Annotated in this window: 17 protein-coding genes; 9 read left to right on the forward strand and 8 right to left on the reverse strand. The window is 60.1% G+C overall.

Annotated features, from left to right (window positions below):
• The first annotated feature begins 56 nt into the window (after positions 1-56).
• Complete coding sequence (locus SPHFLASMR4Y_RS07465; RefSeq protein WP_145955475.1) at positions 57-602, forward strand: hypothetical protein; 546 nt, start codon at positions 57-59, stop codon at positions 600-602.
• A 15-nt stretch (positions 603-617) separates the two neighbouring features.
• On the opposite strand, the gene SPHFLASMR4Y_RS07470 is transcribed toward SPHFLASMR4Y_RS07465, so the two are convergent.
• From SPHFLASMR4Y_RS07470 to SPHFLASMR4Y_RS07495, 6 genes are all read right to left on the reverse strand, one after another.
• Complete coding sequence (locus SPHFLASMR4Y_RS07470) at positions 618-1,787, reverse strand: winged helix-turn-helix domain-containing protein (RefSeq protein ID WP_089132976.1); 1,170 nt, start codon at positions 1,785-1,787, stop codon at positions 618-620.
• A gap of 5 nt (positions 1,788-1,792) precedes the next feature.
• Positions 1,793-2,716: a DMT family transporter gene (locus SPHFLASMR4Y_RS07475; protein WP_089132977.1), complete on the reverse strand. Its 924-nt coding sequence runs from the start codon at positions 2,714-2,716 to the stop codon at positions 1,793-1,795.
• A gap of 113 nt (positions 2,717-2,829) precedes the next feature.
• Positions 2,830-3,972: an acyl-CoA dehydrogenase family protein gene (locus SPHFLASMR4Y_RS07480; protein ID WP_089132978.1), complete on the reverse strand. Its 1,143-nt coding sequence runs from the start codon at positions 3,970-3,972 to the stop codon at positions 2,830-2,832.
• A gap of 29 nt (positions 3,973-4,001) precedes the next feature.
• Positions 4,002-4,451, reverse strand: coding sequence for an acyl-CoA thioesterase (locus SPHFLASMR4Y_RS07485; protein ID WP_089132979.1), 450 nt, complete (start codon positions 4,449-4,451; stop codon positions 4,002-4,004).
• On the reverse strand, positions 4,438-5,598 hold the full coding sequence (locus tag SPHFLASMR4Y_RS07490; protein ID WP_186266073.1) for an iron-containing alcohol dehydrogenase: 1,161 nt from the start codon (positions 5,596-5,598) through the stop codon (positions 4,438-4,440). The genes SPHFLASMR4Y_RS07485 and SPHFLASMR4Y_RS07490 overlap by 14 nt, the downstream gene beginning before the upstream one ends.
• A 102-nt stretch (positions 5,599-5,700) precedes the next feature.
• Entirely contained in the window at positions 5,701-8,277 is a 2,577-nt protein-coding gene (locus SPHFLASMR4Y_RS07495; RefSeq protein WP_260807115.1) for a TonB-dependent receptor, read from the reverse strand.
• A 222-nt stretch (positions 8,278-8,499) separates the two neighbouring features.
• On the opposite strand from SPHFLASMR4Y_RS07495, the gene SPHFLASMR4Y_RS07500 reads away from it, so the two are divergent.
• The 3 genes from SPHFLASMR4Y_RS07500 to SPHFLASMR4Y_RS07510 are packed head-to-tail and all read left to right on the forward strand — an operon-like array spanning position 8,500 to position 12,272.
• Positions 8,500-10,404, forward strand: coding sequence for a DUF3604 domain-containing protein (locus SPHFLASMR4Y_RS07500; protein ID WP_222102955.1), 1,905 nt, complete (start codon positions 8,500-8,502; stop codon positions 10,402-10,404).
• An 18-nt stretch (positions 10,405-10,422) separates the two neighbouring features.
• The gene (locus SPHFLASMR4Y_RS07505; protein WP_145955476.1) at positions 10,423-11,247 is read left to right on the forward strand and encodes a peptidyl-prolyl cis-trans isomerase; all 825 of its coding nucleotides are present in this window, start codon (positions 10,423-10,425) and stop codon (positions 11,245-11,247) included.
• On the forward strand, positions 11,244-12,272 hold the full coding sequence (locus tag SPHFLASMR4Y_RS07510) for a HupE/UreJ family protein (protein WP_089132983.1): 1,029 nt from the start codon (positions 11,244-11,246) through the stop codon (positions 12,270-12,272). The genes SPHFLASMR4Y_RS07505 and SPHFLASMR4Y_RS07510 overlap by 4 nt, the downstream gene beginning before the upstream one ends.
• Before the next feature lie 100 nt (positions 12,273-12,372).
• Here SPHFLASMR4Y_RS07510 and SPHFLASMR4Y_RS07515 read toward each other — a convergent pair whose 3' ends face one another.
• The gene (locus tag SPHFLASMR4Y_RS07515; protein WP_089134757.1) at positions 12,373-14,907 is read right to left on the reverse strand and encodes a TonB-dependent receptor; all 2,535 of its coding nucleotides are present in this window, start codon (positions 14,905-14,907) and stop codon (positions 12,373-12,375) included.
• Between the two features lie 262 nt (positions 14,908-15,169).
• On the opposite strand from SPHFLASMR4Y_RS07515, the gene gpmA reads away from it, so the two are divergent.
• Complete coding sequence (gene gpmA, locus SPHFLASMR4Y_RS07520) at positions 15,170-15,856, forward strand: 2,3-diphosphoglycerate-dependent phosphoglycerate mutase (RefSeq protein WP_089132984.1); 687 nt, start codon at positions 15,170-15,172, stop codon at positions 15,854-15,856.
• A 37-nt stretch (positions 15,857-15,893) separates the two neighbouring features.
• Here the strand turns inward: gpmA and SPHFLASMR4Y_RS07525 are convergent, their stop codons facing one another.
• The gene (locus tag SPHFLASMR4Y_RS07525; RefSeq protein WP_186266074.1) at positions 15,894-16,394 is read right to left on the reverse strand and encodes a GGDEF domain-containing protein; all 501 of its coding nucleotides are present in this window, start codon (positions 16,392-16,394) and stop codon (positions 15,894-15,896) included.
• Between the two features lie 330 nt (positions 16,395-16,724).
• Between SPHFLASMR4Y_RS07525 and purE the strand changes: the two genes are divergently transcribed.
• Genes purE through SPHFLASMR4Y_RS07545 form a run of 4 tightly spaced genes read left to right on the forward strand, consistent with a single transcriptional unit; the run spans position 16,725 to position 20,055 of the window.
• A complete protein-coding gene (gene purE / locus SPHFLASMR4Y_RS07530) occupies positions 16,725-17,213 on the forward strand; it encodes a 5-(carboxyamino)imidazole ribonucleotide mutase (RefSeq protein WP_089132986.1) in 489 nt (162 codons plus the stop codon).
• A 9-nt stretch (positions 17,214-17,222) separates the two neighbouring features.
• Positions 17,223-18,293, forward strand: a complete 1,071-nt coding sequence (locus SPHFLASMR4Y_RS07535; RefSeq protein WP_089132987.1) for a 5-(carboxyamino)imidazole ribonucleotide synthase — start codon at positions 17,223-17,225, stop codon at positions 18,291-18,293.
• Positions 18,294-18,328: 35 nt separating this feature from the next.
• Positions 18,329-18,823, forward strand: a complete 495-nt coding sequence (locus SPHFLASMR4Y_RS07540; RefSeq protein WP_089132988.1) for a dihydrofolate reductase — start codon at positions 18,329-18,331, stop codon at positions 18,821-18,823.
• A complete protein-coding gene (locus tag SPHFLASMR4Y_RS07545) occupies positions 18,820-20,055 on the forward strand; it encodes a dipeptidase (RefSeq protein WP_186266075.1) in 1,236 nt (411 codons plus the stop codon). The genes SPHFLASMR4Y_RS07540 and SPHFLASMR4Y_RS07545 overlap by 4 nt, the downstream gene beginning before the upstream one ends.
• Positions 20,056-20,107: the final 52 nt, after the last annotated feature.

The raw sequence follows: 20,107 nt of genomic DNA on the forward strand, positions 1-20,107 counted from the left end.
CAACACAAACCGGGCGCTTTTGTCCGGTTGGCAACCGTTCAACAGGATCGTTAGAAATGTCCAATATGCGCGTGATTTTGCTCGAAGCGGCGATGGTCGCCGGTGTTTTGATGACGGGATTGTCTGCTGCCCAGGTTGCTCATGCGGCATCCTCTACAGACAGTGCCGAAAAGGCAGCAACCGATCCGCGAGCCAATGTCAAAATCGACAGCTCAATCATGATCGAGCGCACCACAATATCGGAAGATGGCACCTCTGTTACGCAATTGGTCAGCCCTTCGGCCGTCAAGGTCGTTCCCGGAGACAAGCTTCTGATAACCAACAGTTATCGCAATCTGGGCGACGAAGCGGTGACCGGTTTTGTGCTGAACAATCCAGTCCATCAGGCGGTTATCTTTACCGAAGCGCTCGAGGACTGGGCGCTGGTATCGGTTGATGGCGGCAAGAATTTCGGTAGCCTGTCCGCGCTGAGCGTTGCCGATGAGACGCAGCAATCGCGACCTGCCGTGGCGGCTGACGTTACCCATATTCGATGGGTCATGCCTTCGCCGATAGAACCGGGCGCGACCGGCGAACTGCGTTTCCGGGGAACCGTCAAATAGGAGCGCAACCCGCTTTTACCCGCCTTTGCATTCCCAAAGCACATTCCGAACACCAATCAGGCGGGCCAGCCTTGCCAGCTCCGCGCTCAGCTTGTTCTGCCGAGCGGATGAACTGCGAACGCCCGGTTCGGGCCAATATTGCGTGACCCGCAAATGGCCCGCCGCCCGGTCGGCCTTGATCTCGATCCGGCCGACAAAGCGGTCGCCCTCCAGAATCGGATAGACATAATAGCCCCATTGCCGCCGGGCTGCGGGCACGAACATTTCGTTGCGATAGTGGAAGCCGAACAGGGTCAGCAGACGGTAACGGTCGCGAACGACCGGATCAAACGGATTGATGATGCGCAGGCGCGTGGTTGGCCGGGATACGTTTTCCAGACGAATTTCGATATCAGGCGGTGCCAGGGCCTTGATCCACTGGCCCTCATGGTTCTCCACCTCGACCGCGACAGCATCCCTGGCCGAATCTGCCCACAGCTTCGTTTCCTTCGCATTCACCGCGTCCCAGAACCGCTGGATTTCACCAAGCGAGCCGAAGGCCAGCCGGTCGAGCGCATTGCGGCACAGCCAGTCGATCTGGCTTTCGTCGTCATGGATCGTCTCGCGGTGCTGCAACGGGATCACCCGCTCGCTGAGGTCATAATATTTGGTAAAATTGAGCCTGTGCGAGGTCGCCAGTTCGCCGGCATACCAGAGCTGGTCCATTACGCGCTTGTGCGGCGGGCGGTCCCACATCTGTTTTGGGCCGCTAAGCCTGGTGTCAAAATCCTGGGTGGACAGCGGACCTTCTGCCGCGATCCGCGCCTTTATCTCTTCGCCGCCGATCTCCGCGACCGCTTTTTGGAACGAGGCATAGCCCGCCACCTTCTCGCCCAGCCGCCGGAACTGGCGCTGCCACATCGGGTAGAATTCCATCGGCAGGACCGAGGCGTCGTGGGTAAAATGTTCGAACACCGCCCTGTCCTCGCCCAGCATCTTGTCGAGCATCGGTTCGCGATAATTCTGGTTGCGGCTCCACAATATATGGTGATGGGCGCGGGTGACATTCTGGACCGTGTCGAGCTGGACATAGCCGAGGCGGCGGATCATCTCCGGCAGATCGAGCGGTCCGGTCGGTGTGTCCGCCAACCCCTGTGCCTGCAGCCAGAGCCAGCGCGCCTGCCGGTTGCCGATCCGTAGCGCCATCGCGATCAGACCGCGGTGGTTTCGATATGCGCGACTTTGCGGTCGCGCCGGGTGGCCAATATGCATCCGATGACGATCATCAGCGCACCGGCCACGGTGGTCAGCGTGATCGGCTCTCGGAAGAACAGCCAGCCGAAAATCGCCGCCCAGATGAAGGCGCTATATTCCAGATTGATCAGATTCTGCGCCTCTGCCCGGGCATAGCCCCAGGCAATGAATATGGCCGAGATGATCGAGAATAGGGCAGCAGCACCGATCAGCGGCAGCGACTCCACCTCGGGGACCACCGCGAAAAACGGCGCGAGCAGCAGGAAGGACGAACCGACGACGAGATTTTGCGCGAAGCTGATCTCGATCGGACCGGCGAGCAGGGCCTGCTGGCGCTGGATCACCAGATTGCCGGCATAGAGCACCGCCGATATCAGGATCGCACCGATGCCGAGCAGCGCCTCTTTTTCAAATGTGCCGCTCGCCCTGCCCCATGCGATCACCAGCACGCCGGAAAAACCGAGCGCGGACGCATAGATGGCGTTGCGGTGGATGGTCTCGCCGAGGAACACCGCGGCGAGATAGAGCGCGATGATCGGCGCGATGAAGGACAATGCGATGGCTTCGGCCAGCGGCACCCGCGCCAGGCCCCAGAAGAACAGATAGGACATGAAGACAATGATGATGCCGCGCTGCAGATGGATCTTGCGGGCGGCCTTGCCCGGCATTCTCGGGCGGCGGGCGAAGAAGACCACCGAAACGATAACAAGCGCGAGCAGCACCCGCCAGAGAATGGCATTATAGGCACCCAGCTCGATCGACAGGCTTTTCATCGCGACGTCCATCATCGCGAATGTGAGCAGACCGAAGAGCACCGAACCCGCCGGCAGCAGGATCGGGGCGTTTTCGGATGGGCTTTCGGCGGATATCAGATCGGGCATATTTCATTCCATCAGCATGATGCTGTTGCAGTCCCGGTGCTTCGACAGGCTCAGCACGAACGGATTGCAAGACGCTCTGCTTATCGCCCGCAAGCCGGAAATGGCAAGCGGGATCAGAGGCCCATTTGCCGGACGGCGAGATCGCGCATGATTTCTTCCGAGCCGCCGCCGATCGCCATCACCTTGACCTCGCGATAGAAACGCTCGACCGGATTGCCGCGCAGATAGCCGGCGCCGCCGAGAATCTGCATCGCCTCGCTGGCGCAATATTCGAGATCCTTGGTGGCGCTGAACTTGGCCTTGCAGATTTGCGCCACCGGCATTTCGCCCTGGTCGGCGAGCCAGCAGATCTGGTTCAGCCAGGCGTCGAGCCGGTCGACGCGGGCCGACATCTCGGCAATCTTGTGGCGGATCACCTGATGCCGGATCAGCGGCTTGCCGAAGGTCTCGCGCTGCTGCGCATAGTCGATCGCATATTCGAGCAGCACCCGCATCATGCCGAGCGACTGGGCGACCATGCCGAGCCGTTCGTGGTTGAAATTGTGCATGATCTGGATGAAGCCGCGGCCTTCCTCGCCGAGCATATTTTCCGCCGGAACGCGGACGTCGTCGAAATAGAGCGAGGCCTGATCCGATGCCCACCAGCCCATTTTCTTGTCGAGCGCGGTGCGCGAGAAGCCCTCGGCATCGGCGTCGACCAGAAACAGCGAAATGCCATTCAGTCCTTCGCCGCCGGTGCGCGCGCCGATGACATAATGGTCGGCGGTCATGCCGCCGGTGATGAAAGTCTTGGCGCCGTTGATCACCCAGTGATTGCCGTCCTGCCGCGCGGTGGTCTGCATATTGGCGACATCCGACCCGCCACCCGGTTCGGTGATGCCGAGGCTGGAGCCCTTTTTGCCGAGCACGATATCCTTCAGGATCCGGTCCTTGATATCCTGCGAGGCCAGCTTGTGGATCGGACCGATCGAAATGCTGCGCCCGCCGAGCGCCGCCAGCGTGCCGCCGTTATGCGCGCGCGCCGCTTCCTCGCCCCAGGCCGCGCGCATGAAGACATCATCCATGCCGAGGCCACCATATTTTTCGTCAACGCCGAAGCCCCAGACGCCGAGCGCGCCGACCTTCTCGTGCAACGCCCAGGGGATTTCGCCGGCTTCATCCCACTCGTTGGCATAGGGCTGCAATTCGGTCTCCGCAAAACGGCGACAGGTTTCGCGGAACTGGCGCCGCTCTTCCGTTTCAAAGGGGCGTAGCATGTCTCTCTCCTAGCGATTTAATCGTCTGATTAAACCTCTATCGCTTCCAGCGCGGAACGCAAGGGAGATGGCAGCGAAACCGGTCGCCGGCTTTCACGGTCGACATAGACATGGGTGAAGCTGCCGGCCGCCGAGGCCACATCCTCGTCACCGCGGAACAGGCCGACGCCGTAGGTGACGCTGCTGTTGCCGAGCCGGTCGACGCGGATCCGCGCCATCACCTCGTCGGGAAAGGCAATCGGCGCGAAATAGTCGCAGCTGGTGTTGACCACCAGACCGATGGTCGCCCCGCCGGTGATGTCGAGCGCGCCCTGCTCGACCAGATAGCGGTTTACCGCGGTATCGAACCAGAAATAGTAGATCGCGTTGTTGACGTGGCCATAAGGATCATTGTCGTTCCAGCGCGTGGTAATCGCAGAACCAGCGCGATAGGCATCGCGCCGCGGCGGTTCAGCCCTGGGGCTCTTACCAGGCGGCATCGTAGATCTTCTGCGCGTCGGCCAGCGTCACTTCTCTGGGATTATTGTCCAAGAGCCGGCCTTGCAGCATCGCCGCCTCGGCCAGTTCGGTGGTGGCCTCCTGCGCGATGCCGATTTCGCGCAGCTTGCGCGGTGCCTCGACCTTGACGGCCAGCGCCTCGAGATAGTCGATCAGCTGCTGCGCCCGCGCTTCGCTGCTGTTCTCGCTGCCGCGCGGCAGGCCGAGGGCATCGGCGAGCTCGGCATAAAGCGGTGCGGCGGCCTCCAGATTGAACTGCATGACATAGGGCATGACCAGCGCGTTGGAGAGACCATGCGGGATATGATAGATGCCGCCGAGCGGATAGGCGAGCGCGTGGATCGCGCCGACGGGCGAATTGGCAAAAGCCTGTCCGGCGAGCATCGAACCGCGCAGCATGGCTTCGCGCGCCTGCATGTTTTTCCCGTCGGAACAGGCGGTCTCGATATTCGCGGTGAGCAGCTTCAGCGCCTCGATCGCGAGCATGTCCGACACCGGGTTCTTGCCATTGCGGCTGGTATAGGATTCGACCGCGTGCACCATCGCGTCGATGCCGGTGGCGGCGGTGACACTGGCGGGCAGACCAACCGTCAGCGCCGGGTCGAGCAGCGCGACATCGGCATAAAGATGCGGCGAGATGATGCCGGCCTTGGTGGTTTCGCCGGTGGTCAGGATCGAAATGGCGGTGACCTCCGATCCGGTGCCGGAAGTCGTCGGGATCAATATGGTCGGCAGGCCCTTGCGCTCGAGCAAACCGATGCCGTAAATTTCCGCAAGCGGTTGCGCGCCATCCACAGCCAGCGCCGCAACCACCTTGGCGGTGTCGAGCGAACTGCCGCCACCCAGTCCGATGACGATATCCGCGCCTGCTGTTTTGGCCGCTTCGACAGCCTGCAGGACAATCGCTTCCGGCGGGTCGGCGACAACCGCGTCGAATATCGCGACATCAAATCCCGCTTCGGACAATGTTTTTTCAACCGGCACGATCAGGCCCGCATTGACGATACCCTTGTCGGTGACAATCATCGGTCGGGATGCGCGCAGGGCGGCTATCTGGCGGGGAAGTTCGGCGAGGCAGCCTTCGCCAAAGTGCAACACGGGGACGGTCTGGAAGAGAAATTTTTTCATGGCCATTCTTTTGCACCAATGGGTCCGTCGCGCAATAAAAAGGGGCCGGAAAACCGGCCCCTGTCCATCTGGTGACTATTTGCCACCGCTATTTCATTCAGCCTAGAATTTGCCGCGCAGGGTCAGGCCGTACATCCGTGGTTCCTGGACGAAGGCCGAGCGCGACGCCGCAGCACCCGATCCACGAAGCACGGTATTGAACGTCACACCGCGTGTCACTTCGTTGGTCAGGTTGGTCACCCAGGCTTCGATACCCCATGCGTCGTTGATATCGCCGATACCCGCCCGCATGTTGATCTTGATATTGCCGTCCTGGACATCAAACGGAACCAGCGGTGCCGCATCGACCGCAGCCTGGACGCTGCCCGCTGCGGCAATGTCTGCTGCACCGGGAACAACAATCGCCTGCGTCGACGTCCGGCGGTCGCTTTCCATGCGAACCTGGCCGTTTACGAAGAACTTCAGGCTGCTGCCCAGATCGCGATCATAGGTCGCGCCCAGGATGCTGACCCATTTCGGCGCATTGGTCAGCGAATTGCCGCAGAGCGACAAGACATTCGCCGAGGTTTGCGAACCGGCGCAATCTTCCGGATAGCGCGCATCGGTATAGGTCAGACCACCGTTGATGGTGAGGTTATCACTGGGACGCGCCTGCATTTCCAGTTCGACACCGCTGGATTTCGCCTTCGGAACGTTGAACGTGGTAAACTGGGCACCGGTGAATTCAAGCACCTGGAAATTGCTGAATTCTTCGTGAAAACCAGCGATGTTCACAGTCAGCGCATTGTCGAGGAACTTGCCCTTGAAGCCGATTTCATAGGCATCGACTTCTTCCGAAAGGAAGCTCGGGTCGCTGCCGCCGACGGCCGCCGTCGAATCGAGGTTGAAGCCGCCGGATTTATAGCCGTGCGTAAAGCTGGCATAAACCGTGACCGGAGAAGCAAATTCGTAGCTGACCTTGCCGGTATAGATCAGTTCTTCATCGCTAAAGGTACCGGTGAACGAACGCGGCAGCGGGACAGCGACGGCCTGAGGCAGGTCAGCCGGCGCCGTGAACGCGAAACATCCGGTTCCGAACAGGCCGTTGCCCAGGGTCGTACCCAAAGGCGGAGCCGGTGCAGCGCCGGTTGGCGGAGAGCCCAGCAGGTTGCTCAAAATTGCAGGACAAAGCGCATTGTTCACCGACGGCTGGGTAAAGCCACCGTCCTTGCTTTCGTCCGAATAGCGCAGACCAACGGTCAGCTTCAGCCCCTCTGCCACCTCCAGAGTATTGTGGGTGAAGATCGACCAGCTTTTGCTGCTTTGCGTATAGGCATTTGTTGCCCGGACGGTCGAAGCATCGACACCGCCGGAGAAGAGGGCAAGCGGAGCCGGGCCAGCAGCACCGCCAAACAAGGCGCCAACCAGAGCGTCGTAATCATCGCCGAGGCCAAAATTGACAACCTGGCTGATATCCTCGTCGGAGTAATAGCCACCGACCAGCCAGCTCAGCGCGCCATCCAGAGCATCGCCCTGCAGACGCAATTCATGGGTCATCGTGTCGATCGACGTTCCGCCACCGGGAAGAACGTTGAAAATATCGAGGCCCGAGAAGTCCGAATCGTAGGATTCATTGGCACGGAATTCGCGATAGGAACCGATATAGACCAGATCGGCAGAGTCACTGACGGGAACCTCTACCTCGGCCGTGACGCCCCACTGGTCATTGCTGTTCATCGACTGGAAGCTCTGCGTCGCAAGACGGTTGTCGACCGCACGCTGCATGGTGGTCGTGTCAAACGGATTTACCGCCACAGCCGGTGCAGCCATGCCGCCACGGGCGCCCAGTCCGACCAGAGCAAAGGCCCCGGACGTTTCAACCGGGGACTGGTAGACTTCGACAGCCGCACAGCAACTGGCCGTGCTTTTGGAATAGTCTGCGATCAGACGACCGCTGATCCCGCCATCGGTTTCGAAACCCAGTTGGCCACGAATCAGATATTGATCGGTATTGTTGGATTCCCCGTTTGTCGCCCCGGTGGCGTCGATCGTCCGGACATAGCCGTCACGCTTGCGATACGCACCGGTGACACGCAGCGCCAGATTATCTTCGATCAGGGGGGCGTTGATCGCGCCCTGAATGCTCATATGGTCGAAATTGCCATAGGTCGCGTTTACAAAACCGCCGAAATCGTTGAGGTCGGGCCGAACATTGGTGATGTTCAGAGCGCCTGCCGAGGTGTTCCGGCCAAACAAAGTGCCCTGCGGGCCGCGAAGAACCTCGACGCGTTCGACGTCGACAAATTCGCCCAGTGCGACGCCGGGACGGGACTGATAAGCACCGTCCACGAAGATGCCGACAGCGGATTCAAAACCGATATTGTTGGAAGTCGTACCAACACCGCGAATTCGCAGAACCACGGTTCCGGATGCCGTTTGCGCATTGGAAGTCGAGAAGCTTGGCGAAACGCTGCCGATATTCTGCACGTTCACGACGCCCTGCTGCTCGAGCTGGGCCGGGCTGACCGCAGTCACGGCGATGGGAATGTCCTGCACATCCTCTGCACGGCGGGTTGCCGTCACGATGATCACATTATCGTCGAAGGTTTCGGCTTCCTGCGCTGCATCCTGCGCAAAAGCGGGGGTGGTCATGGCTGTGCTACACAATGCTGCCATGAGAATTTTATTGATCGTTTTCATATTTACTCTCCCGTTATGCCTGCTGCCGTGGTCGCCAATTTCCTGGGGGGATGGCTTGTATTTTGCGGCAGCTGCACTTGCGTCAGTCGATTAATTGAGCCATTAAATCAAGCGGTGAGGGACAGCCACAGGCCGATTCCGTGGAAAACGTTGCATTTATGTAACAATCGCAACGGATCGAGACGACCGGAAACCGGCGTTTACCCTCGAGGAGGGATGAAAATGACACATAAATTGTCCGTATTGATCGCAATGGCTATGCTCATTAGCGGCTGTTCTGCAGAAAAGGGGCCGGACGGCGACAGGCATGTCGCTCTGGCGCCGGGTGAAACCGCCGGGGAAGAAGCCAATCCGGACCGCAATGTCTATTTCGGCGATCTCCATATTCACACCAAGAACAGTTTCGACGCCTATATATTCAATGTCCGGACGACGCCGGATGATGCCTATAAATTCGGCATGGGCGAGACCGTAAAACATCCGCTCGGCTATGACCTGACGCTGGAAGGGCCGCCGCTGGATTTCATGGCCGTGACCGATCACGCCGCCTATCTCGGACATCTCGAGGCGATGAACACGCCGAGCTCGCCGCTTTCAAAGCTCGCCATGGCGAAGGATATGTTCAGCACGGACTCCGACAAGATCACCGCGGCGTTCCAGCTTATCGGCGGGGCCGTCCGCGACGGCAGCAAGATGCCCGGTGTCTATGATCCCGCGATCGTCGGTAATGTCTGGAAACAGATTGTCGATGCAGCGGAAAAATATAATCAGCCGGGTAAATTTACCACCTTTGCCGGCTATGAATATACGGCAGTACGGATCACGCGTGGCAAGGATGGCGGATTTGCCGGCGGCAATCTGCACCGCAATGTCATTTTTCGCGGCTCGGCCCCCGACATGCCGTTCGCGACCGTCGACTCGACCAATCCGGAGGATCTCTGGTCGTGGATGGACGATCAGCGTGAAGCCGGCCACGACGCCATGTCGATACCCCACAACAGCAATGTCTCCGATGGCGAGATGTTCAAGATGGAAACCTATAACGGCCAGCCCCTGACCAAGGCTTACGCCGAACAACGGGTGCGCAACGAGCCGCTGGTCGAGATCACCCAGGTAAAGGGAACGTCGGAAACCCATCCCTCGCTCTCCCCGAATGACGAATGGGCCGATTTCGAAATTTACGACAAGCTGCTCAGTTCACCGGTCCCGTCGAAAACGGCGACCGGCGACTATGTCCGGCAGGCGCTCGCCAACGGATTGAAACTGGTCGAAAAAATCGGTGCTGACCCGTTTCATTTCGGCTTTATCGGATCAAGCGACACCCATGTCGTTGGCGGATCGTTTGACGAGAAGAATTTCTGGTCAAAGGTCGGCCTGCTCGACGGCACGGCGGAAACGCGCGGCTCCATCCCGCCCGGCGGCAAGAAAAGCTGGGAGGGCGTGACTCTCGCTCCCAGCGCCGCTGACTGGTTTTCGCGCTGGAGCGCTTCGGGCTATGCCGCAGTCTGGGCGGAAGAAAACAGCCGCGAGGCAATTTTCGACGCGATGCGGCGCAAGGAAACCTATGCGACCACCGGCACGCGTATCAAATTGCGGTTCTTCGGCGGCTTCGGCTTTGACGAGACGATGCTGGATGATCCGCAAATGGTCAGGAAGGCTTATCAGGACGGCGTACCGATGGGAGGCGATCTGGTCGGCAGCAAGGCACCGGGCTTCATTATCTGGGCGATGCGCGATGCGATGAGCGCGCCGCTGCAGCGCGTGCAGGTGATCAAGGTCTGGACTGACGGCGGCGAAGCGAAAGAGAAGGTCTTTGATGTCGCCTGCAGCGATGGCGGTTCGCTGGATGGCACATTCCGCTGCCCCGACAATGGCGCGAAAGTGGATTTGAGCGATTGCTCGATCTCCACCGACAAGGGTGCACCGGAACTGAAGACATTCTGGCGCGACCCCGAGCACAAGGCGGGCCAGCGGGCCTCCTATTATGTACGGGTGCTGGAAAATCCGGTTTGCCGCTGGTCGACATGGGATGCGTTGCGGGCGGGCGTCCCGCCCAATCCTGCGCTTCCCAGGACGATCCAGGAACGGGCATGGTCCTCGCCGATCTGGTATGTGCCGACGGCCTGATCTGACGAGGAATATAAAGTGAAAATCTTTCGTGACCCGATCATGCATTTTGTCCTGATCGGACTGGCGCTGGTTGCCATCAATCATTTCTGGTCCGGCTGGCAGGGCGAGCAGGGCCGGACGATCGTGGTAAGCGCCGCCGAGATCGACCGGCTGGAAAAAATCTGGGCGGGCACGGCGGGACGCCTGCCCACCGGCGAAGACCGGCAGCAGATCATCGACCAATATGTGCAGGAGGAAGCGCTGGTCCGCGAGGCCGGACGGCTCGGGCTGGGCGAAGGGGACACGATCATCCGGCGGCGGCTGGCGCAGAAAATGGATTTTCTGGTCGGCGATGACGCCAGGGCCGACGACCCCAGCGACGCCGCGCTGGAAGACTGGTTCAACGACCATCGCGACCGTTTTGCCGCACCGGAAATGCGCAGCTTCACCCATGTCTATTTCAGTCCCGAAAAGCATGGATCACGGATAGAGTCGGTAGCCGACGCGGCGCGCGTGCGGTTGCAATCCGGTGCAGACTGGAAGGCCATCGGCGATCCGTTCATCCAGAAGCGCAGCTATGCCGCGGTACCCGAACGGGAGGTCGCGCGACTGTTCGGACCGGAGTTTGCCGCCGCCATATTCAAGCTGGACGCACGGATATGGAGCAAACCGGTCGGCTCCGCCTTCGGCCTGCATCTGGTCCGTATCGAAGCCATCGACAGCGCCGCGCAAGCAGGCTTTGAGCCGATCCGCGCCGAAGTGCTGGCCGCATGGCAGGATGAACAGCGCAGCGAGGCAAAGCGGGCCGCGCTGGAGGAACTGATCGGCCAATATGAAGTGGTGGTCGAGACCAGGCGATGAGGCCCCTCCTCTTTTCAGGCTTGCCTAACGTGCCGGGCCGGGCGAACGGCGGCTGGCTATGGCAGGCGCTGGCCATCGGGTTCTGCCTGATATGGCTGACGCGCCCGGCAGCGGCCCATGAAATCCGGCCAGCCGCGCTCGAGCTGACCGAGCAGGCCGACGGCACGGTTGATGTCATCTGGAAACAGCCGGTCCTGTCGGGCCGCAAGCTCAGGATGCGGCCGGTTCTTCCGGCGCAATGCGCGCCGCCCGAGCAGACGCAGCAGCAATTTTCCGGCACGGCGACCATCGAAAGCTGGCAGACCGCCTGCCGCCTCGATCGCGGTCAAGTCCGGATCGAGGGGCTCGAGCGGACGCTGACCGATGTCTTTGTCCGCCTGACCCTCGCCGACGGGCGCGAGCTGACACGGGTCCTGCGCCCGGCCACTCCCGCTTTCTCCCTGCAGGCGCAGACCGGTGATTCACCGGCCAGCGCCTATCTGCGGATCGGCGGGGAGCATATGCTGCTCGGCTGGGATCATCTGCTGTTTGTTCTCGGCTTGCTGCTGCTCACGCCCGTGCGCCGGATATTCTGGGTGATCACCGCCTTTACCGCGGGCCACAGCCTGACGCTGGCGATTACCGCGCTCGGCCTTTTGCGCCTGCCGGGCGGGCCGGTCGAGCTGCTGATCGCGCTCAGTATATTCTTTCTGGCCGTGGAGGTCGTCCGCAAGCAGGCCGGAAAAACCAGCCTGACCATCCGGCAGCCGTGGATCGTTGCTGCCGCTTTCGGGCTGCTGCACGGGCTGGGCTTTGCCGGCGCGCTGGCCGACATCGGCCTGCCCAAAGGTCAGGAAATCTGGGCCTTGCTGCTGTTCAATCTGGGCGTCGAGATCGGCCAGATCCTGTTTGTCGCGGCGGCACTGGGCGCATACTGGGTAATCGGCCGCACGCCGCTTGACCGGCAGCAATGGCTGGCGCGCCCTGCCCTCTATCTGGTCGGCTCGCTCGGCGCCTACTATACGCTGACGCGAATATTGGCGTGATGCCAGACCGGACAGAACGGGCGTTGCGACCATAGATTGAGAGGCCGGACGAACCGGCCCCTCACCTCGCCTATTGCAAGACGCCCGATCGGGCGCGATCCTAGAACTGGCTGCGCAGGGTCAGTCCGTAGCTGCGCGGTTCCTGCACAAAGACGGACTGCGAACCGGAGCGCAGGATCGTCGCAAAAGTGACGCCGCGCGTCACTTCGTTGGTCAGATTGGTCACGAAAGCCTCGATGCCCCAGCTTTTGTCCTGACTGCCGATACCGGCGCGCAGGTTGATCTTGATATTGCTGTCCTGAACGACGAACGGCAGCGGGGTTGCCGCGGCCAGATCTGCGGTATCAATGGCCTGGGTCGATGTCCGGCGATCGCCCGCGAAGCGGATCTGGCCGTTGAGGAAATATTCCAGATCGGCACCGATATCATTGCTGTAGGTGGCCCCGGCAATGCCGACAAAATCCGGCGCATTGGTCAGCGAATTGCCGCATAGCGCGACCACATTGACCGTGGTCTGGCTACCGGCGCAATCATCCGGATAATGGGCATCGGTGTAGGTCAGCGCAGCGTTGACCGTGAAATGGTCACTGGGCCGCAGCATCGTTTCGATCTCGACGCCCTGGGTGACGGCTTTCGGGACGTTGAAGGGCCGGAACTGTGTACCGATAAATTCGAGAATCTGGAAATTCGTGAACTGCTCCCGGAAGGCCGCCAGGTTCAGCGTCACTCTATCCTTCAGGAATTTTGCTTTCAGGCCAATTTCATAGGAATCAACCTCTTCCGACTGGAACCGCGGATCATTGCCCCCGGCAGTAGCGGTGGAGTCCAGATTTAGTCCCCCCGACTTGTAGCCATGGGTGAAGCTGGCATAGATGTTGACCGGATCGGCGAAGGCATAAGACAGTTTACCGGTATAGATCAGTTCGCTGTCGCTGAACTTGCTGCTGAACGTGCGCGGCGTCGGCAGAACGGCTGCGAAGGGCGCATCGGCCGGAGCGGTCAGCGCGAAACAGCCGAAACCGAACAGCGCATTCTGCAGGGAAGCCGGCAGGCCGCCCAGCGGTCCGCCAGGGGAAATTTGCCCGACGATCGCGGGGCAGACGGAATTGTTGGTGCCGCCGCTGGCAAAGCTGCCGTCCTTGCTTTCGTCCGAATAGCGCAGGCCGATTGTCAGCTTCAGCCCGTCGGCCACTTCCAGCTCATTATGGGTGAAGATCGACCAGCTTTCGCTATTTTGCGCATAAAGATTGGTGTTGGTGACGGTTGCCGGATCAAAGCCGGTGATATTCTGCAGCGGCGTGGCACCAAAGAATATCGGGCTGAGCGGATTGAGCGTCGCGCCACCGGTGGCGCCGGCAAGCGTGGCACCAACCACTTGGTCATAATCCTGTCCCAGCGCCAGCGACAGGCTCTGGTCGATATCCTCACGGGAATAATAGCCGCCGACCAGCCAGTTCAGCGCGCCGCCGAACAGATCGCCCTGGACCCGCAGCTCATGGGTCATGGTGTCAATAGCGGTGCGGTTGCTGGTGACGTTGAACAGATCCAGATCCGAGAAATCATTGTCATAGGCCTCGGTCGCATCATATTCGCGATAGGAACCGATATAGATCAGGTTGGTGCTGTCGCCGAGCGGCACTTCAATCTCGCCGGTGATGCCCCACTGGTCAAAGCGGGTCTGCGGTGCGTAGCTGGCGGTGGAAACCAGATTGCCGGCGGCGGTTTCCGCGGTGGTCGTGTCGAACGGATTCACCGCGACGTCGGGTCCGGCCATGCCGCCACGCGGCCCCAGGCCGACAGCCGCAAACAGGCCAGCGGTTTCGAGCGGGGATTGCAGCACTTCGATTGCAGCGCAGCAACCGGCCGTGCTCTTGGAATAGTCGGCGATCAGCCGTCCCTTGATCCCGCCATCGGTTTCGAAGCCCAGCTGGCCACGAACAAGATATTGGTCGGTGCCATTTGAATCGCCGATTTTGCTGCCGCTGCCATCGACGACGGTGACAAAGCCGTCGCGTTCCCGATAGGCACCGGTGACGCGCAACGCCAGTTTGTCCGCGACGATCGGCACATTCACCGCACCCTGCACGCCGACCAGGTCACGATTGCCATAGGTCGCGTTGGCAAAGCCTCCGAACTCGTCGAGGTCGGGCCGGACATTGATGATATTCAGGGCACCGGCGGAGGTATTCCGTCCGAAAAGCGTCCCCTGCGGACCACGCAGAACTTCGACCCGCTCGACATCGACCAGCTCGGAAAGCGCGACACCGGGGCGCGACTGATAGGCGCCGTCAATGAAGATGCCGACCGCGGATTCAAAACCGATATTGTTGGACGTCGTCCCGACGCCGCGAATTCTCAGAACCACCGAACCGGAAGCGAGCTGGGCATTGGAGACCGAATAGCTGGAGGAGACATTGGTCAGCTGGCCGACATTGACCACGCCCTGGCGATCGAGTTCAGCCGAACTGACCGCGGTCACGGCAATAGGAATGTTCTGGACATTCTGCGCGCGACGGGTTGCGGTAACGATGATGACATCATCATCGAAGCTTTCGGTCGCCGCCACATCATCCTGCGCGATAGCGGGGGGCGTCATCGCGGTTGCGCACAGCGCAGCCGCCAGCAATTTATGCATATTGTTCACTTATATTCTCCAGTTCGACGCACTGTCGCCATGTCTGATGTCTTGAGTTGGGGGGTCGCTGGCCTTCTCCTAAGGCCATTTCCTTGCCAGACTCTTACGATTGGCAAAAAAGCGGGTGACGGGGACTGGCACGCCACGGGACACCATCCCTCCGCGCGCAACCGCCAGCAGAGTTGGAACTGCCCGAAATCACTCTTGGCGAGCCACGTCGTCACCGCTAGAGGAAGGAGAAACATAAATTTAAGGACAATCAATGCCCCAACTCATCCTGCTTCGCCACGGTCAGTCACAATGGAATCTCGAAAACCGCTTCACCGGCTGGTGGGATGTCGATGTCACGGACAAGGGCGTAGAAGAAGCCAGGGCGGCCGGGCAGTTGATGAGGGAACGCGGCATTGACCCGAACGTCTGCTTCACCAGCGTCCAGACGCGGGCGATCAAGACGCTCAACCTCGCGCTGGAGGAAATGGGCCGGCTGTGGCTGCCGGTGGAGAAAAATTACCGGCTCAACGAACGCCACTATGGCGGTTTGACCGGCCTGAACAAGCAGGAAACACGGGACAAGCACGGCGACGAGCAGGTCCATATCTGGCGACGCAGCTTTGACACCCCACCACCACCGATGGCGTCGGACAGCCCCTATCAGATGTCCAATGACCCACGCTACAAAGGGATCGAAGTGCCGGCGACCGAAAGCTTGAAAGATACGATCGCACGCGTGTTGCCCTACTGGAAAAGCCGGATCGCACCGGAATTGCAGAACGGCAAAAAGGTCCTGATCTCGGCCCATGGCAACAGCCTGCGCGCGCTCGTCAAACATCTGTCGAAGATTCCCGATGACGAAATCACCGGGCTGGAAATTCCGACGGGCCAGCCGATTGTCTATGAGCTGGACGACGATCTGAACGAGATTGAACGCTATTATCTTTCGGAGCGATAGTCCGGGACGGCATCCGAGAGGGCAATAGTCGCGAATCTTATGCCGGCTTGTCCTTCGCTCGGTACATGGCGGCATCGGCACGGGACATCAGGCCGTCTGTCGTGTCTTTGGGGCCGACGAAGCAATAGCCTATCGACGCACCCAGAGGCAGCTTCTGGCCTTCATGGACGATATTTTCCCTGGCCAGATCCTGAAGGAGAGATTCGATTTTGTCTGCCACCTGATCGCCGTTTAGGTTGTCGAGCAAGAGGCCGAATTCGTCGCCGCCAATCCGCGCGACCACATCTGTTCCCCGGATATGGCTCTTCAAGATCTTCGCCAGCCTGACCAGCAACGCGTCTCCGGCAGCATGGCCATGCTCGTCATTGATCGCCTTCAACTTGTCGACATCGAGAAACAGGACCGCGCAATTGTCCCCGCATCGCCGGCACCGCTCAACGCGTTCCTCGAGATTTTCAACAAAAAAGCGCCGGTTTGAAAGTCCGGTAAGCACGTCATTATAAGCGCGCAGCTTCATTTCGGCGAGATCCGCCTTCAATGCAACTATTTCCTGCTCCAATATGTAGCAGTTAGGGCAATGTTGGTCATTGCTTGCGCGACTCTGTTGCATTTTATTTATGACCCTCAAATCCTGCCGGACCTATATTTCTATCTATTTGAAAGCACAACAGGATTATTCGACCGATCCATGGCAGACATCGAGGCGCAGGATCTGGCATCGATATCGGTCCATTCCGCTTAGAATAGCAACTATTCTCCAGACAGGATTTCGTTGCTCCAAAAATACAAAAGTCGGACATGTGTCATTGCGTCCGCGTCATTTCATGACTAAACCGCATTGCTTCCGTAGCATTTGTCAGGGACGAAAATGGCCGAAGCATCTCCTCCTGTTGGTATTATCATGGGCAGCCAGTCCGACTGGGCGACGATGAAGCTCGGCAGCGAGATATTGGATCAATTGCAGGTGCCACATGAACAGAAGATCGTGTCGGCGCACCGGACGCCCGGGCGCCTGTACGATTACGCCACCTCGGCAGCAGAGCGCGGATTGCAGGTGATTATCGCCGGCGCCGGCGGCGCGGCCCATTTGCCCGGCATGGTTGCTTCGATGACCCGCGTTCCGGTGCTCGGCGTGCCGATCCAGTCGAAGGCATTAAGTGGCATGGACAGCCTGTTATCGATCGCGCAAATGCCTGCCGGTATCCCGGTCGGCACCCTGGCAATTGGCGACGCGGGCGCGAAAAACGCGGCGTTGCTGGCGGCCGCCATTCTGGCCAATGGCGACCCGGCCCTGGCCCAGCGGCTCGAAGCCTGGCGCGCGGCGCAGACCGAAGCTGTCGCTGACAGGCCGGAATAAGCAGACGCGATGAAGACTCTCCCTCCCGGATCCACCATCGGCATATTGGGCGGCGGCCAGCTCGGCCGGATGCTGAGCGTGGCGGCGGCGCAGCTCGGCTATCGCTGTCATATCTATGCGCCGAATGCCGATAGCGTGGCAGCGGAAGTCTCGGCAGAATTTACCTGCGCCGAAGATGACGATATCGCCGCCCTGACCGGCTTTGCCGAAAGATGCGACGTGATTACATTCGAATTTGAGAATGTGCCGGTCGACCCGCTCCATCGAATCGAAGACTGCGCGCCACTGCACCCACCCATCGCGGCACTGGATATTGCGCAGAACCGGGTCGCCGAAAAGAATTTCGCTCGCGACCTTGGCGGCACCACTGCCCCCTTTGCCGAAGTGACCGATCGCGCCGCGCTCGATCGCGCGATTGCCGACATCGGCGCGCCGGCGATCCTGAAGACCATCCGCATGGGCTATGACGGCAAGGGCCAGTCGCGGATCCGGCCGGGAGACGATCTCGACCGGCATTGGCAAGCCGTGTCGCACCAGCCTTGCGTTGCCGAGGGTTTTGTCACCTTCGAGCATGAATTTTCGGTGATTTTGGTGCGCGGACAGGATGGTGAAATCCGTTTCTGGGATACGCCGCACAATATTCACGTCGACGGCATATTGTCGGTCTCCTCCGCGCCTGCCCCCGCCGCAATATTGGAACAGCAGGACGACGCCCGCGCCCTTGCCGCCAGAATGGCCGGCGCAATGAACTATGTCGGCGTGCTGACCTGCGAATTTTTTGCCACCAAGGACGGTCCGGTCTTCAACGAAATGGCCCCGCGCGTTCACAACAGCGGCCACTGGACGATCGAGGGCGCGATCACCAGCCAGTTTGAAAATCATATCCGGGCGATTTGCGGATTACCGCTCGGCGACACCGGGCTGGCCGCGGAAAAGGTGGAGATGCACAATCTGATCGGAGATCAATCCGACGAATGGCAGAGCCTGTTATCCGACGGCGAGAACCATCTCCATCTCTACGGCAAGGGCGAAAGCAGGCCGGGTCGCAAAATGGGCCATGTTACAAAATTGCATTTCTAATTTGCAGTCTGCCGGAACTGCGCTAGGCGTCGCCCATGAACCATCCTGAAATCATTTTCTTTCTCGCCCGCGCCGACAATGGCGTGATTGGCGATGGCGACAGCATTCCCTGGCGCCTGCCGGAGGATCAGCGGCGGTTCAAGCGCTTGACCATGGGCAAGCCGATGATCATGGGGCGCAAGACCTTTGACAGCCTGCCCGGCCTGTTGCCCGGACGGCGCCATATCGTCCTCACCCGGGACCCGGACTGGGAAGCCGATGACGCGGAAATCGCGAACAGCGTTGCAAGCGCCCTGAAAATGGCCAACTCGCCGCATATTGCAGTGATCGGCGGCGCGCAAATCTACGAGGCCTTTCTGGACCGGGCCGACCGGATCGAGCTGACCGAAGTGCATAGCAAGCCGAAAGGCGATATCAGGATGGCGCCCTTTGACGAAACCGTCTGGGAAGAAGTGGCGCGCGAGGATCATGCCGCCAAAGATGACAAGCCCGGTTACAGCTTCGTCACCCTGAAAAGGAAAATCGGGTGAAGAAATTCCTGCTGGCACTTCTGGGGCTTGTCGGGATCATACTTGCCGCGTTTCTGATTTTTGCGCCGGCGGCGTTCGAGAAACAGACCAATATGGTCGACGGCAAACCGCTGCCGGAGATTCGCGCAAACGCGCAGAAACTGCACGACAGTCTGATGATCGTTGATCTGCACGGCGACACACTGCTGTGGAAACGCAAGATTACCGACAGCTTGGATCGCGGACATATCGATCTCGAGCGGCTGCAGGCGGGCAATGTCGGACTGCAGATATTCTCCAGCGTGACCAAGACGCCCAAGGGGCAGAATTACGACAGCAACAGCGGCGACACCGATAATATCACCTTGCTGGCAATCGCCCAATTGCAGCCGATGCGGACCTGGTTCGCGCTGCTCGAGCGGCAGCTCTATCATGCACAGAAGCTTGACCGGGCGGTCGAAAGGTCGGCGGGCGCGATGATGCCGGTCCGCGCATCCGCCGATCTTGACCAGCTCGCAGCTGCGCGGAGCGAATCAGATGGTCCGATTGGTGTGCTATTCTCGGCTGAAGGATTGCAGACGCTGGAAGGCGAGCGGGGAAATCTGAAGCCACTCTACGCCGCGGGCATGCGCATGGCCGGGCTGGTGCATTTTTTCGACAATGAGCTGGCCGGATCGATGCACGGAATCGAAAAGGGCGGGCTGACCGAATTTGGCCGGACCATTGTCCGCGACATGGAAGACATGGGGATGATCGTCGATATCGCCCATTCGAGCCACGCGACGGTGGCTGACATCCTGAAAATGGCGCGGCGTCCTGTGGTCTCCAGCCATGGCGGCGTGCAGGCGGTGTGTGGGGTCAATCGCAATCTGACCGACGCAGAGATCAGAGGCGTGGCGGCGACCGGCGGCGTGATCGGTCTCGGCTATTGGGACGGCGCGATGTGCAATACCGATCCGGCGACCGTGGCGAAAGCGGCGAAACATGTCCGCGATCTGGTGGGTATAGAACATGTCGCGCTGGGCAGCGATTTTGACGGCGCGGTGACGACGCGCTTTGACACCAGCGGGGTTGTACAAATCACCCAGGCACTAATGGATGCCGGGTTCAGCGAAGCGGAAATCCGTGCGGTCATGGGGCTGAATGCGTTGCGGGTGATCAGGGCGGGGATCAAGCCATTGTCGCCATCCGTTGCCCCAGCGACGGCTGGGGGCCAACCCGATCGCGACGCTCGCGCTACGGATGCGGGCTAGATGCCAGCTTGCGCTGGCATGACGAATTTGTTGAATGAAATGCAAAATCCCG

It is taken from the genome of Sphingorhabdus sp. SMR4y, assembly GCF_002218195.1.
Classification (GTDB): Bacteria; Pseudomonadota; Alphaproteobacteria; order Sphingomonadales; family Sphingomonadaceae; genus Parasphingorhabdus.

Excerpts from the sequence above, each read along its gene's own strand:
- SPHFLASMR4Y_RS07535 (WP_089132987.1), top strand. The coding sequence starts at position 17,223 with ATGAAGACTCTCCCTCCCGGATCCACCATCGGCATATTGGGCGGCGGC.
- SPHFLASMR4Y_RS07470 (WP_089132976.1), bottom strand. The coding sequence starts at position 1,787 with ATGGCGCTACGGATCGGCAACCGGCAGGCGCGCTGGCTCTGGCTGCAG.
- purE (WP_089132986.1), top strand. The coding sequence starts at position 16,725 with ATGGCCGAAGCATCTCCTCCTGTTGGTATTATCATGGGCAGCCAGTCC.
- SPHFLASMR4Y_RS07495 (WP_260807115.1), bottom strand. The coding sequence starts at position 8,277 with ATGAAAACGATCAATAAAATTCTCATGGCAGCATTGTGTAGCACAGCC.
- SPHFLASMR4Y_RS07490 (WP_186266073.1), bottom strand. The coding sequence starts at position 5,598 with ATGAAAAAATTTCTCTTCCAGACCGTCCCCGTGTTGCACTTTGGCGAA.
- SPHFLASMR4Y_RS07485 (WP_089132979.1), bottom strand. The coding sequence starts at position 4,451 with ATGCCGCCTGGTAAGAGCCCCAGGGCTGAACCGCCGCGGCGCGATGCC.
- SPHFLASMR4Y_RS07480 (WP_089132978.1), bottom strand. The coding sequence starts at position 3,972 with ATGCTACGCCCCTTTGAAACGGAAGAGCGGCGCCAGTTCCGCGAAACC.
- SPHFLASMR4Y_RS07540 (WP_089132988.1), top strand. The coding sequence starts at position 18,329 with ATGAACCATCCTGAAATCATTTTCTTTCTCGCCCGCGCCGACAATGGC.
- SPHFLASMR4Y_RS07515 (WP_089134757.1), bottom strand. The coding sequence starts at position 14,907 with ATGCATAAATTGCTGGCGGCTGCGCTGTGCGCAACCGCGATGACGCCC.
- SPHFLASMR4Y_RS07465 (WP_145955475.1), top strand. The coding sequence starts at position 57 with ATGTCCAATATGCGCGTGATTTTGCTCGAAGCGGCGATGGTCGCCGGT.
- SPHFLASMR4Y_RS07475 (WP_089132977.1), bottom strand. The coding sequence starts at position 2,716 with ATGCCCGATCTGATATCCGCCGAAAGCCCATCCGAAAACGCCCCGATC.
- SPHFLASMR4Y_RS07500 (WP_222102955.1), top strand. The coding sequence starts at position 8,500 with ATGACACATAAATTGTCCGTATTGATCGCAATGGCTATGCTCATTAGC.
- gpmA (WP_089132984.1), top strand. The coding sequence starts at position 15,170 with ATGCCCCAACTCATCCTGCTTCGCCACGGTCAGTCACAATGGAATCTC.
- SPHFLASMR4Y_RS07510 (WP_089132983.1), top strand. The coding sequence starts at position 11,244 with ATGAGGCCCCTCCTCTTTTCAGGCTTGCCTAACGTGCCGGGCCGGGCG.